Annotated in this window: 17 protein-coding genes; 13 read left to right on the plus strand and 4 right to left on the minus strand. The window is 71.0% G+C overall.

Going from position 1 to position 14,972, the window contains the following annotated elements; translation table 11 throughout:
- Nucleotides 1-245 precede the first annotated feature (245 nt).
- Entirely contained in the window at nucleotides 246-3,107 is a 2,862-nt protein-coding gene (locus tag IEY73_RS07910) for an RICIN domain-containing protein (RefSeq protein ID WP_189078444.1), read from the plus strand.
- 78 nt (nucleotides 3,108-3,185) lie between these two features.
- Here the strand turns inward: IEY73_RS07910 and IEY73_RS07915 are convergent, their stop codons facing one another.
- On the minus strand, nucleotides 3,186-3,560 hold the full coding sequence (locus IEY73_RS07915; RefSeq protein ID WP_189078445.1) for a DsrE family protein: 375 nt from the start codon (nucleotides 3,558-3,560) through the stop codon (nucleotides 3,186-3,188).
- A gap of 13 nt (nucleotides 3,561-3,573) precedes the next feature.
- Between IEY73_RS07915 and mtfM the strand changes: the two genes are divergently transcribed.
- The 11 genes from mtfM (at nucleotide 3,574) to IEY73_RS07965 (ending at nucleotide 11,041) form a co-directional block, all read left to right on the plus strand.
- A complete protein-coding gene (gene mtfM / locus IEY73_RS34070) occupies nucleotides 3,574-3,678 on the plus strand; it encodes a small membrane protein MtfM (RefSeq protein WP_268240430.1) in 105 nt (34 codons plus the stop codon).
- Nucleotides 3,672-4,283 carry a heme-binding beta-barrel domain-containing protein gene (locus tag IEY73_RS07920; protein WP_229715682.1) on the plus strand — a complete coding sequence of 204 codons (612 nt, stop codon included), beginning with the start codon at nucleotides 3,672-3,674 and terminating at the stop codon, nucleotides 4,281-4,283. The genes mtfM and IEY73_RS07920 overlap by 7 nt, the downstream gene beginning before the upstream one ends.
- Nucleotides 4,280-5,530: a saccharopine dehydrogenase family protein gene (locus IEY73_RS07925; RefSeq protein WP_189078447.1), complete on the plus strand. Its 1,251-nt coding sequence runs from the start codon at nucleotides 4,280-4,282 to the stop codon at nucleotides 5,528-5,530. Before IEY73_RS07920 ends, IEY73_RS07925 begins: the two co-directional genes overlap by 4 nt.
- Before the next feature lie 40 nt (nucleotides 5,531-5,570).
- The gene (locus IEY73_RS07930) at nucleotides 5,571-5,987 is read left to right on the plus strand and encodes a Fur family transcriptional regulator (protein ID WP_189078633.1); all 417 of its coding nucleotides are present in this window, start codon (nucleotides 5,571-5,573) and stop codon (nucleotides 5,985-5,987) included.
- Nucleotides 5,988-5,995: 8 nt separating this feature from the next.
- Complete coding sequence (gene ygfZ, locus IEY73_RS07935; protein WP_189078634.1) at nucleotides 5,996-7,021, plus strand: CAF17-like 4Fe-4S cluster assembly/insertion protein YgfZ; 1,026 nt, start codon at nucleotides 5,996-5,998, stop codon at nucleotides 7,019-7,021.
- Nucleotides 7,022-7,030: 9 nt separating this feature from the next.
- Nucleotides 7,031-7,864, plus strand: a complete 834-nt coding sequence (locus IEY73_RS07940; RefSeq protein ID WP_189078448.1) for a beta-keto acid cleavage family enzyme — start codon at nucleotides 7,031-7,033, stop codon at nucleotides 7,862-7,864.
- Entirely contained in the window at nucleotides 7,861-8,784 is a 924-nt protein-coding gene (locus IEY73_RS07945) for an asparaginase (protein WP_189078449.1), read from the plus strand. Before IEY73_RS07940 ends, IEY73_RS07945 begins: the two co-directional genes overlap by 4 nt.
- Nucleotides 8,785-8,853: 69 nt before the next feature.
- Nucleotides 8,854-9,333 (plus strand): helix-turn-helix domain-containing protein, encoded by a 480-nt coding sequence (locus tag IEY73_RS07950; RefSeq protein ID WP_189078450.1) that lies wholly within the window; start codon nucleotides 8,854-8,856, stop codon nucleotides 9,331-9,333.
- Nucleotides 9,330-9,782 carry a hypothetical protein gene (locus tag IEY73_RS07955; RefSeq protein WP_189078451.1) on the plus strand — a complete coding sequence of 151 codons (453 nt, stop codon included), beginning with the start codon at nucleotides 9,330-9,332 and terminating at the stop codon, nucleotides 9,780-9,782. The genes IEY73_RS07950 and IEY73_RS07955 overlap by 4 nt, the downstream gene beginning before the upstream one ends.
- Nucleotides 9,783-9,839: 57 nt before the next feature.
- Nucleotides 9,840-10,157 (plus strand): DUF2516 family protein, encoded by a 318-nt coding sequence (locus IEY73_RS07960; RefSeq protein ID WP_189078452.1) that lies wholly within the window; start codon nucleotides 9,840-9,842, stop codon nucleotides 10,155-10,157.
- On the plus strand, nucleotides 10,154-11,041 hold the full coding sequence (locus IEY73_RS07965; protein WP_189078453.1) for an alpha/beta fold hydrolase: 888 nt from the start codon (nucleotides 10,154-10,156) through the stop codon (nucleotides 11,039-11,041). The genes IEY73_RS07960 and IEY73_RS07965 overlap by 4 nt, the downstream gene beginning before the upstream one ends.
- An 88-nt stretch (nucleotides 11,042-11,129) precedes the next feature.
- Here IEY73_RS07965 and IEY73_RS07970 read toward each other — a convergent pair whose 3' ends face one another.
- Entirely contained in the window at nucleotides 11,130-11,534 is a 405-nt protein-coding gene (locus IEY73_RS07970; RefSeq protein ID WP_189078454.1) for a hypothetical protein, read from the minus strand.
- A 108-nt stretch (nucleotides 11,535-11,642) separates the two neighbouring features.
- Here IEY73_RS07970 and IEY73_RS07975 point away from each other — a divergent pair, with 108 nt between their 5' ends.
- Complete coding sequence (locus IEY73_RS07975) at nucleotides 11,643-12,419, plus strand: EI24 domain-containing protein (RefSeq protein ID WP_189078635.1); 777 nt, start codon at nucleotides 11,643-11,645, stop codon at nucleotides 12,417-12,419.
- Nucleotides 12,420-12,439: 20 nt separating this feature from the next.
- Here IEY73_RS07975 and IEY73_RS07980 read toward each other — a convergent pair whose 3' ends face one another.
- Together IEY73_RS07980 and IEY73_RS07985 are read right to left on the minus strand one after the other, a co-directional pair.
- Entirely contained in the window at nucleotides 12,440-13,456 is a 1,017-nt protein-coding gene (locus IEY73_RS07980) for a LacI family DNA-binding transcriptional regulator (protein WP_189078455.1), read from the minus strand.
- Between the two features lie 4 nt (nucleotides 13,457-13,460).
- Complete coding sequence (locus IEY73_RS07985) at nucleotides 13,461-14,879, minus strand: GH1 family beta-glucosidase (RefSeq protein ID WP_189078456.1); 1,419 nt, start codon at nucleotides 14,877-14,879, stop codon at nucleotides 13,461-13,463.
- Between the last annotated feature and the right edge of the window lie 93 nt (nucleotides 14,880-14,972).

Consider the following 14,972-nt stretch of genomic DNA (forward strand, 5'->3'; position numbering starts at 1 on the left):
CGGGGCGTGCTGGGTGGGTGTCGCGGGGGCGGGGTGTGCTGGGTGGGTGTCGCCGGGGCGGGGTGTGCTGGGTGGGTGTCGCCGGGGCGGGGCGTGCTGGGTGGGTGTCGCCGGGGCGGGGCGTGCCGGGTGGGCGTCCCCGGGCCGCCGCGTCGGGACGGGGCGGAGTGGAGGGTCGGTGGATTTACATCGGTGGATCTCCTGTTTTACGCTGCCGTAACGCAAGAGTTCGCACATTATTTTTCATGAGCGAACGTCCCGGCACATCCCCGGAGGTCGCTGTGCACCGTCGCTCGTTCCTCGCCGGAAGTATCGCCATCCCCGCCGCCGCCACGGTCGCCGACATGCTCGCCGCCTCGCCGGCCGCTGCCGCAGCAGCGGCGTCCGGCTACGTCGTCAACCGGGCTCCCCTGCGCGCCGATGCTTTCCTGCGCCTACCCCCGGGCTCGGTGCAGCCTCGCGGGTGGCTCGCCACGCAACTCGGCTACCAACTGGACGGCATCAACGGGCGGATGACCGAGATATCCCACTTCCTCCAGTTTGACAATACGGGCTGGACCAATCCGAACATCGGCGGCTGGGAGGAGGTGCCCTATTGGCTCAAGGGATTCAGCAGCCTCGGCTACGTCACCGGCGACTCTCGCGTGATCGCCGAGACCAAGCGCTGGATCGACGGCGTGCTCGCCACTCAGGCGTCGGACGGCTTCTTCGGCCCGTCGGCGTTGCGCACCAGTTTGAACAACGGCCCCGACCTGTGGCCGCACATGCCGATGCTGCACGCCATTCGCTCGTACGCGGAATTCACCGGCGACGGCCGGGTGGTCCCGTTCCTCACCAAGTTCTTTCAGTACGTCAATGGCCGCAGCACCGGGGTGTTCAGCCAGAGCTGGGGCAGCTATCGGTGGGCAGACACCCTGGAGGTGGTGTTCTGGACCTACAACCGAACCGGGGACGCGTTCCTGATCGACCTGGCCCGCAAGATCCACGCTAACTCGGCGAACTATGTGGACGACCTGCCTACGCTGCACAACGTCAACCTGGCGCAGGGTTTCCGCGAGCCGGCGGTCTACTCGGTGCTGTCCGGTGACCCGGCGCATCGGCAGGCCAGCTACCACGACTACGACTCGATCATGAGTGCGTACGGGCAGTTCCCGGGCGGCGGATTCGCCGGTGATGAGAATGCCCGTCCGGGCTTCGGTGACCCGCGGCAGGGTTTCGAAACGTGCGGCATCGTGGAGTTCATGGCCAGCCACGAGATGCTGGGCCGGATCACCGGCGATCCGGTGTGGGCGGATCGCACCGAGGATCTCGCGTTCAACTCGTTGCCCGCGGCGCTCGACCCCCGGCAGCGCGGCATTCACTACATCACCAGCGCGAACAGCATCGCGTTGCGGGACCGGGCGGGCAGCCAGGGCCAATTCCAGAACGGCTTCCCGATGCAGGCGTACATGCTGGGCATCGACAACTACCGGTGCTGCCCACACAACTACGGGATGGGCTGGCCGTATTACGTCGAGGAGATGTGGGCGGCAACCCCGGACAACGGCCTCGTCGCGCAACTGCACGGCCCGTCACAGGTGACTGCGCGGGTGGCGGACGGCACCGCGGTGACCATCGCGGCGGACACGGCGTACCCGTTCGGCGACACCGTCACCTACACCGTGCGCACCCCGCGATCCCTCGCCTTCCCGCTCTACCTCCGCATTCCTGGCTGGGCGACGACACCCGCCCTCACCGTGAACGGCGCTGCGGTCGCGGTGACGGCCGGTCCCGCGTACGCGAAGATCGACCGGACCTGGACCGACGGTGACCGGGTGCTGCTCCGTCTGCCGATGCAGGCCCGCACACGGACCTGGGCGCGCAACCACAATGCGGTGTCGGTCGATTTCGGGGCCCTGACGTTCGCGCTGGCGATCACCGAGAACTGGACCCGGACCGGCGGCACCGATACCTGGCCGACCAGCGAGGTGCGGCCCGGATCGCCGTGGAACTACGGGCTCACCATGGGCGGCTTCGCGGTGACCACCGGACTGGGCGATGCCACCGATCCGTTCACACCGGCGAACGCGCCCATCCGGATCACCACCGCGGCGCGCCGGATTCCGAACTGGATGGCGGACTCGGACCAGATCGTCACGCCCTTGCAGGACAGCCCGACCCCGTCCGCGGAGCCGGAGGAGACGGTCACGCTGCTGCCGATGGGTGCGGCCCGGCTGCGGATCACCGCGTTCCCGCGCATCGGGGACGGTCGCCCGTGGGTGCCGCTGGGCGTCGCGTTCCGGATCCAGAACCGGCATTCGGGCAAGGTGCTCGGCGTGGATCAGATGTCGACCGCCGACAGCGCCCGGGTGGTGCAGTTCGCGGACAACGGGACGGCCGATCACCTGTGGCAGGTGGTGGACAACGGCGACGGGTACGTCCGGCTCCGCAACGTCAACTCGGGCAAGGTGCTCGCCGTGTCCGACATGTCCACTGCGGACTCCGCGCAGGTGGTGCAGTTCGCGGACAACGGGACGGCCGATCACCTGTGGCAGGTGGTGGACAACGGCGACGGATACGCGCGGATCCGCAACAAGAACTCCGGCAAGGTGCTCGCCGTGTCCGGCATGTCCACCGCGGACTCGGCGAACGCGGTGCAGTTCGCAGACAACGGCACCGCCGACCACGACTGGCGGCTGATCCCGGAGGGCACGGTCAAACTCCAGGCGACGCACACCGGCAAGGTGCTCGCCATCCAGGACATGTCCCGCGACAATGGCGCCCAGCTCACTCAGTGGCCGGCCACCGGCACCGCCGACCACGTGTGGCGGTTCTCCGACGCCGGTGCCGGATACTTCCGGATCCTCAGCGCGTACGACGGCAAGTGCGTGGACGTCGACGGCGTGTCCACCGCCGACGGGGCTCGGGTGCACCAGTGGGACTACGTCGGCGGCGCCAACCAGCAGTGGCGGCTGGGCTGGACCGGGCCGGGCGTCTTCCGGATCACCGCCCGGCACAGCGGCAAGGTGCTGGAGGTCTCCGGGCAGAGCACGGCGGACGGGGCGCCGGTCACCCAATGGGCCGATCTGGGCCTGGCGAACCAGCGCTGGCGGATCATCCCGGGCTGAGCCGCGGGTCGACGGGGCGCGCCGGTAAAGCCGGGCAGGGCCGGTAAAGCCGGGCAGGGCCAGCAAAGCCGGGCAGGGTCAGTAAACGAGCGCCTGGGCGTCGTCGCGCATGATCTCCTCGACGAAGACGGCCGCGCCCGCGATGCGCACCCCCGGCAGGACGTCGTCCGGACCCAGCGCCCGGCGCGCCGCGCACTGGGTGCACAGCGTCACCCGGCCCTCGGTGAGCAGCACGTCGAGCAGGTCGGCCAGCGGCGCGGCGTGCGGCAGGACGAACGTCTGCGCCCGGCCCGGCACCGCGAACCACGCGGACTCGCCGGTGAGCCAGAACGACACGTCGACCCCGGATGCGGCGGCGGTGCTCGCCACGGTGAACGCCTGCGAGCAGCGCTCCGGTGCGTCCGTGCCGGCGGTGGCCTTGACGACGAGCAGGCGTGCCATAGCGGTCAGCATAGGATGGTTCCCCATGGTCACCGAGATCGGGTTCGTGAGCCTGCTGGTCGCCGGGCTGGGCGCGCTGGCGGGCGGATTGGGATATCTGGCGATGCGCATTGCAAGGGGGCGCTGGTGAGCAGCGAGACCGAGAACGCCGAGAACCCGCTGGGTCCGCCGCCGTGGCTGAACGCTCCGCCGGTCTCCCCGTACCCGTACGAGGACACGCATGACCTGCGGAAAGGGCCGGATCTGCATCCGGCGCTGCTCGGGCTGCTGCCGTTCGTGGGTCTGTGGCGCGGGCGCGGCCAGGGCGGCTTCCCGGAGACGGAGGACTACGACTTCGCCCAGGAGATCCGGATCAGTCATGACGGCCGGCCGTTCCTGGCGTACGAGTCGCGGATCTGGAAGCTGGACGAGAAGTCCGAGCCGACCGGCATGGGCGAGCGCGAGGTGGGCTTCTGGCGCCCGGTGCTGGTCGACGGCCGTCCGGGAAACGAGTTGGAGGCCACCCTCACCACCCAGCACGGGGTGATCGAGCTGTACGAGGGTGAGGCCGAGGGCACCCGGCTGGAGATGGCCACCGCCGGCGTGGCCCGCTCCGCCACCGGGCTCGCCGTCACCGGCGGGCATCGCCTCTTCGGCATCGTCGAGGGCGCGTTGTTGTACGCCCAGGAGATGTCGGTGAACGGCGAGAGCCTCAAGCCGCACCTGTCCGCGCGACTGATGCGTGTCGGCGGATGAGCGACTACGACATCGTCGTCTACGGCGCGACCGGTTTCGTCGGCGCGCTCGTGGCCCAGCATCTCGCCCGGAACGCGCCGGACGGCGTCCGGATCGCGCTGGCCGGGCGGTCCGCCCGGAAACTGGAGGCGTGCAACGTCGCCCTCGGCGTGGACTGGCCGGTGATCGTCGCCGACGCGTCCGACGAGGAGGCGCTGGAGCGGATGGCCGCGTCGGCGCGCGTGGTGGTGACCACCGTCGGCCCGTACTTGAGATATGGCCGAGCCCTGGCTCGTGCCTGCGCGCAGGCCGGCACCGACTACCTGGACCTCACCGGCGAGGTGTTGTTCGCCCGGCAGAGCATCGACGACAACGACGAGACGGCCCGCCGCACCGGCGCGCGGATCGTGCACTCGTGCGGGTTCGACTCCATCCCTTCCGACCTCGGGGTGCACGTCCTGCACGATCGGGTGACGGCCGACGGTGCCGGCGAGATGACCGACACCACGCTGGTGGTGACCGCGCTGCGCGGCGGTTTCAGCGGCGGCACCATCGACTCGGTCCGGGTGCAGGCGGACGCCATGCGCGCCGATCGCCAACAGCGCCGGGTCGCCGCCAGCCCGTACTCGTTGAGCCCGGACCGTCGCCGGGAACCGGACCTGGGACGCCAGGAGGACGCCCTGTCGTTGCCCGCCGCAGCCGTCGACCCGTCGCTGCGCGGCACCCTGGCGCCGTTCATGATGGCCTCCTACAACACCCGTGTGGTGCGGCGCAGCAACGCGTTGCGCGACTGGGCGTACGGGCGCCGGTTCCGCTATCGCGAGGTGATGAGCGTGGGCACCTCACGGCTGTCTCCGCTGTTCGCGGCGGGGGTGAAGGCCGCCATGGGCGGCTTGCTGGTCGGCCTGTCCGTGCCGCCCACCCGGTTTGTGCTGGACCGGGTGCTGCCGAAGCCGGGCACCGGCCCGGACGAGCAGACGCGGCGCAACGGCCACTTCGCGATGGACATCTTCACCACCACGACCACGGGTGCCCGGTACGCCGCCCGGTTCCGTGCCACCGGCGACCCGGGATACGCCGCCACCGCGGTGCTGCTCGGCGAGTCGGCGCTGGCGCTCATCCTGGACCGGGACGACCTGCCGGCCACGCCCGGCGGTGTGCTCACCCCCGCCACCGGTCTCGGCGACGCCCTGGTGCGGCGGCTGCGCGACGCCGGTGTGGAGGTGTCCGCACGGGCCCTCGCGCGACCGGCCGATCGCTACACGTAAGAACTATGCTCGTCACGTGTCCGCCACATCGCTAGCCAGCATGCTGCGTGAGCGCGGTCTCCGGCTGACGCCGCAGCGCCAACTGATCCTGGAGGCCGTGCACCTGCTCGGTCATGCCACCCCCGAGCAGGTGCACCAGCATGTGCGGCAGCGTGCCGCGGGCGTGAACATCACGACCGTCTACCGCACCCTCGAACTTCTCGAAGAGCTGGGCCTGGTCAACCACACCCACCTGTCGCACGGGTCGCCGACCTATCACGCCACGGGCGCCGATCAGCACGTGCACCTGGTCTGCCGGACCTGCGGGTCGGTCGCCGAGATGGACACGTCGGTGATGCACCCGGTCACCGACCAATTGCGGGACGAGCGGGACTTCCGGGTGGACGTGGGGCACGTCAGCCTGTTCGGGGTCTGCGGCGACTGCACCGAGCGCAGCGAGGACCGGGAGGGCCCGTGACCACCGTCATGATCGAGGATGTGGATCCGTCGTCGGCGGACCGCGGCGTGGCCGCGCACTACGGCGACCCGATGCGGGAGCAGCGTGTGCTGGAGACCGCGGTGGGGCTGGTGGACCGGTCCCACCGGGACGTGCTGGCGGTGCCCGGCGAGGAGCGCGCCGGCTGGCTGCACACGCTCACCACCCAACACCTGTCCGGCCTGCGTGCCGGGCAAGGGTCGGAACTGCTGGTGCTGAGCCCGCACGGCCACATCGAGCAGCACGCCTACGTCACCGAGGACGGCGACACGGCCTGGCTGGACACCGAGCCGGGTGCCGGTGAGGGCCTGCTGAAACACCTCGAATCGATGCGTTTCCTCACCCGCGTCGAACCGCGTGACGCGGGCCCGGAGCGGGTGGTGTTGTCGCTGGTCGGGCCGGGCGCGGCCGACGTGGTGGCCGGGCTGGGCGCGCCGCGGATCGCCGAGGTGCCGCCGCCGAAGTTCGCCGCCGGGTCGGTTCTCCCGGAGCCCACCGCGCTGTATGCCGTACGGGAATTCGAGGGTGGACTGGCCCGGCGGGTGCCGCTCGGGGTGGACCTGCTGGTCCCGCGGGCCGACGCGGAGCAGATCGCCGCCCGGCTCGGTGTCCCGCGTGCCGGGCTGTGGGCGTACGAGGCGATCCGTGTGGCGCACCGGATCCCGCGGCTGGGCTGGGAGACCGACCACCGCACCATCCCGGCCGAGGCCGGGTTCCTGGCCGGCGCGGTGCATCTGGACAAGGGGTGCTACCGCGGCCAGGAGACGGTGGCGCGGGTGCACAACCTGGGCCGCCCGCCGCGCCGGCTGGTGCTGGTGCACCTGGACGGCGTGGCCACCGATCAGCCTCCGGTGCGGGGCACGCCGGTGTCGCTCGACGGCCGGACGGTGGGTTTCGTCGGCACTGCGGTGCGGCACCACGATCTCGGGATGATCGCCCTGGCCGTGGTGAAGCGCAATGTCGCGGACGACGCCCGCCTGTTGGTCGGGGAGTCGGCAGCCCTGATCGAACCCTAAGCTCTTAGTGTGTCCGGGACTTTGATCACTGTGGCGCCCACCGGCGCCGAAAGCCGTAAGGCAGACGTTCCCGCGCTGCCGGTCACTCTCGACGAGTTGGTCGCCACGGCGAAGGAATGCGAGGCGCTCGGCGCCGCGATCGTGCACGTGCACATCCGGGACGACGCCGCCGAGCCCACCTTGGATCCGGGCCGGTTGCGCGCCACGGTGGCCGCGCTGCGGCAGTCGACCGGCCTGATCGTGCAGCTCTCCACCGGCGGCGCGGTGACCGACCCGGAGGCGGCCCGGCTGGCCGTGCTGGATGCGCAACCGGAGATGGCCTCCTGCACGATGGGCACGGTCAACTTCGGTGACGCGGTGTTCCAGAACCGCTGGGACTTCATCGTGGATCTGCACACGCGGATGCAGGAACGCGGGGTCGTTGCGGAATACGAGATCTTCGACCTGGGTCAGCTCACCACCCTGCGGCGTTTGCTCGACCGGTACGGCCTGCCCCACGGCGGGCATGTGCACGTCGACCTCGTGATGGGTGTGCCGGGTGGCATGCCCGGCACCACTGCCGCGCTTGTCGCGTGCGAGCAGGCGATCCGTGACCTGCCCGCGGGCACCACGTTCTCGGCCACCGGCATCGGCCGCAGCACCATCCCGGTGATGCTGGCCTCGCTGTCCGCCGGCGGGCACCTGCGGGTGGGCATGGAGGACACTCTCACGTACGCGAAGGGGCGTCCGGTCGAGTCGAACATGCAACTGGTCGCGCGGGCCGTCGGGTTCGCGCAGTTGGCGCTGCGCCCGCCGCTGACCGCCGCGCAGGCCCGTGAGCTGCTGGGCATGCCGGCCCGATGATCGTCGCCGAGGTGGTGCGCTCAGGTTTCGTGGAGAGCGTGCACCACGGCGCGGTCGTGGTGCTGGACCGTTCCGGGGTTGTGCTCGCCGCCGCCGGCGACGTGGTGTCGCCGGTGCTGCCGCGTTCGTCGCTCAAGCCGTTGCAGACCGTGGGCATGCTGCGCGCCGGCCTGGTGCCGCGCGAGGCGGACGATCTGGCCCTGTTCAGCGGCAGTCACTACGGCGAGCCGTTCCACGTGCGACGGGTGCGCGACGTGCTGGCCGCCGCCGGGCTGGACGAATCTGCCCTGCGCTGCCCGCCCGCCGCGCCGAAGGCGCCCGCCGAGCTGGGCCCGTGGCACGCGGCGGGCGGCCGGGCGGAACCGATCCTGCACAACTGTTCCGGCAAACACGCGGGGATGCTTGCCACCTGCGTCGCGGCCGGCTGGCCCCGGGAGACGTACCGGGATCCGGGGCATCCGCTGCAGGCGGCCATCGCCGCCGCGGTGACCGAACTGGCCGGGGAACTGATCGCCGACACCGCGGTGGACGGGTGCGGGGCACCGGTGTTCGCGCTGTCGCTGACCGGGCTGGCCCGCGCGTTCCTGGGCCTGGTGACCGCCGTGCCCGGGTCGCCGGCGGGCCGGGTGGCGGAGGCGATGCGGTCGCGTCCCGAGCTGGTCGCCGGCACCGGCGCCGAGGACACGGTGCTGATCGGTGCGGTGCCCGGCCTGATCGCCAAGGGCGGTGCCGAGGGCGTGCACGCGGTCGCGGTCCCAGGCGTGGGCGCGGTGGCTCTGAAGATCGCCGACGGCGCCATGCGGGCGCGGATGCCGGTGTTGGCGGCCGGGCTGCGGCGGCTGGGCGTCACCTCGCCGTGGCCGGGCGAGTGGGTGCTGGGCGGCGGCGAGCCGGTCGGCGAGGTGCGGTCGGTGTGGTGAGGCGACTCACGCTAGCTTGAGCAAGCATTTTGCTTGCTCAAGCTAGCACCTGCGGCTACCGTCGACGACATGGCCACATCGAAGGACCTGCCGCAGGACATCGGAACCTTCATCCGGGACATGCGACAGACCGCGAAGATCTCGCTCCGGCAGCTCGCCGAGCGGGCCGGGGTGAGCAACCCTTATCTCAGTCAGATCGAGCGTGGCCTGCGCAAGCCCAGCGCGGAGGTGTTGCAGCAGTTGGCGAGCGCGCTGCGGGTCTCCACCCCGGCGATGTATCTGCGTGCCGGCCTGCTGGACAGCGACGGTCACCCGGGCGTGCTGGCCGCGATCGCGGTCGATCCCGATCTGACCATGGCGCAGAAGCAGTCGCTGTCGCAGATCTACGAGACCTTCCGCAGCGAGAACGCGCGCCACGCGCCCTCTGCCGATGCCGATGCGCCCGCCCCGGCCGCGGATATCACCGACGTGCTCAAGGATGTCGCCGTCGCCGAGGGCGGCGCGGCGCCTGCTCCCCAGACCGCTCCCGACTCCGAGGAGAAGAAGTGACCGACCAGCAGACCAAGACCCGTTTCCCCGCCCCGCTCTACGCCGCTGCCGGTGCCGGTGACATGGCCGTGCAGCAGCTTCGCAAGCTTCCCGGCGTGGTCGGCGAGCTGAGTGGCCGGGCGGCCGTGTCGCTCGGTTCCGCCAACGCGCGGGCGGTCGCCTGGCGCGAGCGCGCCGCTTCGACCGACCTCGACGAGCTGCGCACCACCGCGACCACCGGAGCGGTGGCGTTCGTCCAGCTCGCCTCCGACCGTGCGGTCGCCGCCTACACCGCGCTGGTCGCCCGTGGCGAGCGTGTGGTCGGCACCGGCGTGGTCGAGGCCGCCGACGTGGTCAACGCCGACATGACGGCCACCGAGGAGCCGAAGGCGGTGGCGGCCGCGGAGGCGCAGTCGGCGCCGAAGCCGCGCAAGCGCACCACCAAATCGGCTTCCACGCAGGCCAATTGAGCCACCCGAGTGTCGGGCCCCGGACGATCCCGGGGCCCGACGCATAGAATCCCTCTCATGGCCAGCGCCCCGCTTTTCTACGACGACGTAGCCCGGCTGATCTCGTTCGCCGTCTGGGTTGTCTCGCTCATCGTGCAAGCCGTCGCGCTGATTCACTGCGTGACGCAACGCGGCGACGGCTTCCAGGCGATCGGCACCTTGCCCAAGGGCGCCTGGCTGGCCATCCTCGCGATCTGCTTCCTGCTCACCCTGCTGGGTGTCGGCGGCGGTGCGATCGGCATCTTCGGCCTGATCGGGGTGGCCGCCGCCCTGATCTACCTGCTGGATGTGCGGCCCGGCCTGCGCGACCTCTCGGATGGCAAAGGGTTCTGGTGAGGGACCTGCGGTGGCCGCCTCCTCCGGATGGCGGCCCGCGGGTGCTGCGGACCGACCGGGCTCGGCCGCGCGCCGGGCGGCCGACCCTGCCGGCGCCGCCCACAGAACCGGTGGAGACGCCGCACGGCGTGCGGCTGGAGCAGTTGATCACCGGTGCCGGCGATCCGGTGACGGTGTTCGCCCACGGGCTGGCCTCCGACATCTCCGGCACGCGCCCATTGGGCAGCGGCGTCCCGGGCCGCCGGGTGTTCTTCCACTTCCGTGGCCACGGCCGGTCGGACGCGCCGCCCGGCCCGTGGAGTTTCGCGGACCTGGCTGCTGACCTGCGCGCCGTCGCCGATCGGTGCGGCGCGACACGGGCGCTTGGCGTCAGCATGGGCGCGGCGGCCCTGTGCCGGTTGCTGGCCGAGACGCCGGACCGCTTCGAACGGATCGTGCTCTACCTGCCGGCGCCGCTGTCCGGTCCGCGGCCCCGGGCCGCCGGGGAGCGGTTCGAGCGGTTGCTCGCCGCCCTGCGGTCCGGGCACGCCGCCGAGATCGCGGAGGCGGTCGAGCCGGAGATACCTCCGTCGGCACGCGACACCCCGGCCGGCTGGAGTCACCTGCGCCGACGGGTGGACCAGTTGCAGTCCGACGGCTTGGCCGAGCAGCTCGGCACGCTGTGGGACGAGCCGGCCGTGCCGGACGATGAGGCGCTGCGACGGTTCCGCGGCCGGGCGCTGATCATCGGATGCGCCGGGGACCCGGTCCACCCGCTCGACGTGGCACGCCGCCTCGCCGACCTGTTCCCGCACGCTGAGCTCGACATCCACGACCGCCCGGCGGTGCTGTGGAACGACCGGGCGACCCTGCGGGACAGCATCTCCGGGTTCCTGCGCGCCTGAATCGTCGGCCGGAGATCAACATTTGTCGCTGCCGGAACCGTAACCTCGGCCAGTCGTCCAGCGGTGTATCTGCCGTGCGCTTCTCTCCTCAATCTGCCTTCTTCGGCATCGTGCTCGTTGGATTGCCGTTCGCCATCGCGGGCGGTTGGGCGATCTTCTCCGCCAGCACCCCGGCTTCCGTCGTCAGCAACTCGGTCGGGCGCGGCACGCTCGGCCCAGCACCGACGACGGGCGTCGCGACTGAACCGGTGGTTGCCGGGTACGACATGCCGTCTCCGTCCCGATCTGTCGCCCGGCACGGCCCCGCGGGCCGAGTCCGGCGGCTGACGGCTACCGCGACCGTGGAAGTGCGCGTCACCGCCTCGGCCTCGCCGACCGCGGTACACACGTCGCCGTCCCCTGCCACGTCCGCGGCGCCGACCGTCGACCCGACCACCGACGCGCCGGAGGAACACGGTTCGCCGTCGGTGCCCGCATCGACGGCCTCGGCCACGCCCCTCACCCCGGTGCTGGCGCCGAAGCAATAAGCTCCCGGGTCGTGGGAGAAGCAGGGGACCGAGCGGGCGTCTCGGCGATACGGCAATTCGTCACCGGCGCCGGCATGCTGGGCCGGGGGTTGGGTCTCGTCGCCCGGAGCCCACGGCTGCTGCTCCTCGGCATGCTGCCGGCGTTGATCTCCGGGTTGCTCTACGCGGCTGCGCTGATCACGTTGATCGTCTTTCTGCCCGACCTGACCCGCTGGCTCACCGGATTCGCCGGCGGCTGGCCCACCGGCACGCGCGATCTGGTGCGGGTGCTGGCTGGTGTGGCCGTCGTCGGCGTGGCCGGGCTGCTCGGGGTGCTCACCTTCACCGCGGTCACGTTGCTGGTCGGGGACCCCTTCTACGAGAAGATCTCCGGCCTGGTCGAGGCTCGCTTCGGCGGGGTGCCGGACGAGGTGGAGACGCCGTGGTGGCGCTCGCTCGGGCGGAGCCTGGTCGACTCGGTGCGGCTGATCGCGCTTTCCGTGCTGTTCGGCGTTCCGCTCTTCGCGTTGGGGTTCCTGCCCGTCGTCGGGCAGACGGTGGTGCCGGTGCTGGGCGCGGCGGTCGGTGGCTGGCTGCTGGCGGTGGAGCTCACCGGTGTGCCGTTTCAGCGGCGGGGCCGCCGCCTGCGTGATCGCCGCGCGGCGCTGGGGGCGCAGCGGGCCATGTCGCTGGGATTCGGTGTCGCGGTGTTCCTGTGCTTCCTGATCCCGCTGGGCGCGGTGCTGCTGATGCCGGCCGCAGTGGCCGGGGCGACCTTGCTCGCCCGGAACGCCCTCGGGCACAACACGGCCGCCACGTCGGTAGGGCCGGGCCGCGCCGGTGCCGGCGGAGCGGAAATGTCGACGACCTGATCCCGGGCGGGGCGCTCGGGTCATGCCGATGCACGCACCACCAGCTCGGTCGGCAGGACCACCGCGGAGGTCGCGTCCGATCGGCCACGCACCAGGCCGAGCATCAGCCGGGCCATGGTGCCGCCCATCTCCACGATCGGTTGCCGCACGGTGGTCAGCGGCGGATCGCTGAGGCGGCTGATTTCGACGTCGTCGAAGCCGATGACCGCGACGTCCTCGGGCACCCGACGTCCGGCGCGGCGCAGGGTCTGCAAGGCGCCGTGCGCCATCATGTCGGATGCGACGAAGACCGCGTCCAGCGTCGGGTCGGTGGACAGCAGCTCACCCATCGCCCGCACACCGGACTCCCGGGTGAAATCGCCGACCGCGATGAGCGTGCCCATGCCGGCCCGGTCGACGGTAGCCCGATAGCCGTTCAGCCGGTCGATGCCGGCGACCATGTCCTGCGGCCCGGCGATCGTGGCGACGCGACGCCGGCCGCTGGTGAGCAGGTGTTCGACGGCGGTGGTGACGCCGCCGAAATGGTCCACGTCGACGTAGGGCACCGCCGCCTCGGAAGGGGTCAACGGGCGACCGCTGCACACCACCGGGATGCCCAGCCGGGCCAGTGCGCCCGGCAGCGGGTCGGCGCCGTGCATCGACGCGAACATGACACCGTCGACGTGCCCGGCCATCGCATAGCGCTCGACCCGGTCGTGGCTGGCCGCCGAGCCGGCCATCATCAGCACCAGTTGCTTGTCCGCGGCCTCCAGCTCGGTGCTGACACCGCGGATCACCGCCGGGAAGAACATGTCGTCGGAGAACACCCGGCTCGCGCTTTCCGGCAGGATCAACGCGATCGACTCGGTGCGCTGCGTGACCAGGCTGCGAGCCGCCTGGTTGGGCACGTATCCGAGCTCCTCGACGGCTTGGTGCACCGCTTCCCGGATGGCGGTCGCCACCGTGGTGGAACCGTTGACGACGCGGGAGACGGTCGCCCGGGAGACGCCGGCGCGCCGGGCCACCGCCTCAAGGGTCGGCCGCTCCCGCGTCACCATCGCATCACTCCAAGCCGTTGCGGCGGATCACGTCCGAATACCAGCGGGCGCTGTCCTTCAGCACACGTGCCTGGGTCGCGTAGTCGACGTGCACGATGCCGAAGCGCTTGTCATAGCCCTCGGCCCATTCGAAGTTGTCCATCAGAGACCACACAAAGTATCCCCTCAGGTCCACCCCGCGAGAAATGGCCTCATGGCAGGCCCGGAGGTGGCCGTCGAGGTATTCGATGCGCTTCGTGTCGCGCACGCGGCCGTCCTCGGGGGACGGCCCGTCCGGGTACGCGGCACCGTTCTCGGTGATCAACATGGCGGTGCCGGGGTAGTCGTTACTGATCCGGTTAAGTAGCCGCGTCAGCGCCGCCGGCTCGATCTGCCAGTTCATGTCCGTGACCGGTCCGACCGGTTCCCGGACCGCGATGCCCTCGGTGCCCGGCGCGTCCGGCGACGCCGGCTGGCCGGGCTTCGCGAAGACGTACGACGGCTGATAGAAGTTCACGCCCAGCACGTCGATCGGCGCGTTGATGATCTTCTCGTCGCCGTCTCGGATGAACGCGAGGTCGACGAACCGGCTCATGTGTTCGCGCACGTCGTCGGGGTATCGGCCGATCAGCAACGGGTCGAAGAAGATCCGGTTGTGCAGTCCGTCGACGATGCGCGCGGCCTGCACGTCGGCCGGATTGCTCTCGTCCACCGGATAGACCGCGTTCGGGTTCAGCGTGATGCTGATGCTCTGCGCACCCGCCGTGCGCAGTGCCTGGGCGGCCAGACCATGCCCGAGCATGAGATGGTGCACCGCGCGGAAGGTGGATGCCGGGTCGGTGATCCCGGGGGCGTGCCGCCCGCTGCCGTACCCCAGATAGGCCGAGCACCAGGGCTCGTTGAGTGTGGTCCAGGTGCGCACCCGGTCACCGAGCCGGGCGTGCATGATCTGGGCGTACTCGGCGAAGGCCTCGGCGGTCTCCCGGACCGTCCAGCCACCGCGATCCTGCAGGGTCTGCGGCAGGTCCCAGTGGTAGAGCGTGACCACCGGGTCAATGCCCTTGCTGATCAGTTCGTCGGTCAGCCGGTCGTAGAAGTCCAGCCCACGCGGGTTGACCGGGCCGGTGCCGTCCGGCTGGATCCGAGGCCAGGCCACCGAGAAGCGGTACGAGGCCAGGCCGAGGTCCGCCATGATCGCGACATCCTCGGCGTACCGGTGATAGTGATCGCAGGCCACATCGCCGGTGTGCCCGGCGAACACCCTCCCCGGCGTCCGGCTGAACGTGTCCCAGATGGACGATCCGCGGCCGTCGTCGTTGGCTGCGCCTTCGATCTGGTACGACGCCGTTGCCGCACCCCAGACGAAATCGTCCGGGAAGACCAAGCCGGTCCCTTTCGGTTCACTGCCCGACTCCGCCGTCGCGGACGTGACGGTTGCCGTCATGCCTCACCGCTCCCTGCGCGATCGTTCCGGCCGACAGAATCTGGCCGGACTTAACCGGTACAGCGTACGGCGAATAACTCGCGCGGGGGACCT

Source organism: Mangrovihabitans endophyticus, assembly GCF_014646155.1.
GTDB lineage: Bacteria > Actinomycetota > Actinomycetes > Mycobacteriales > Micromonosporaceae > Actinoplanes > Actinoplanes endophyticus.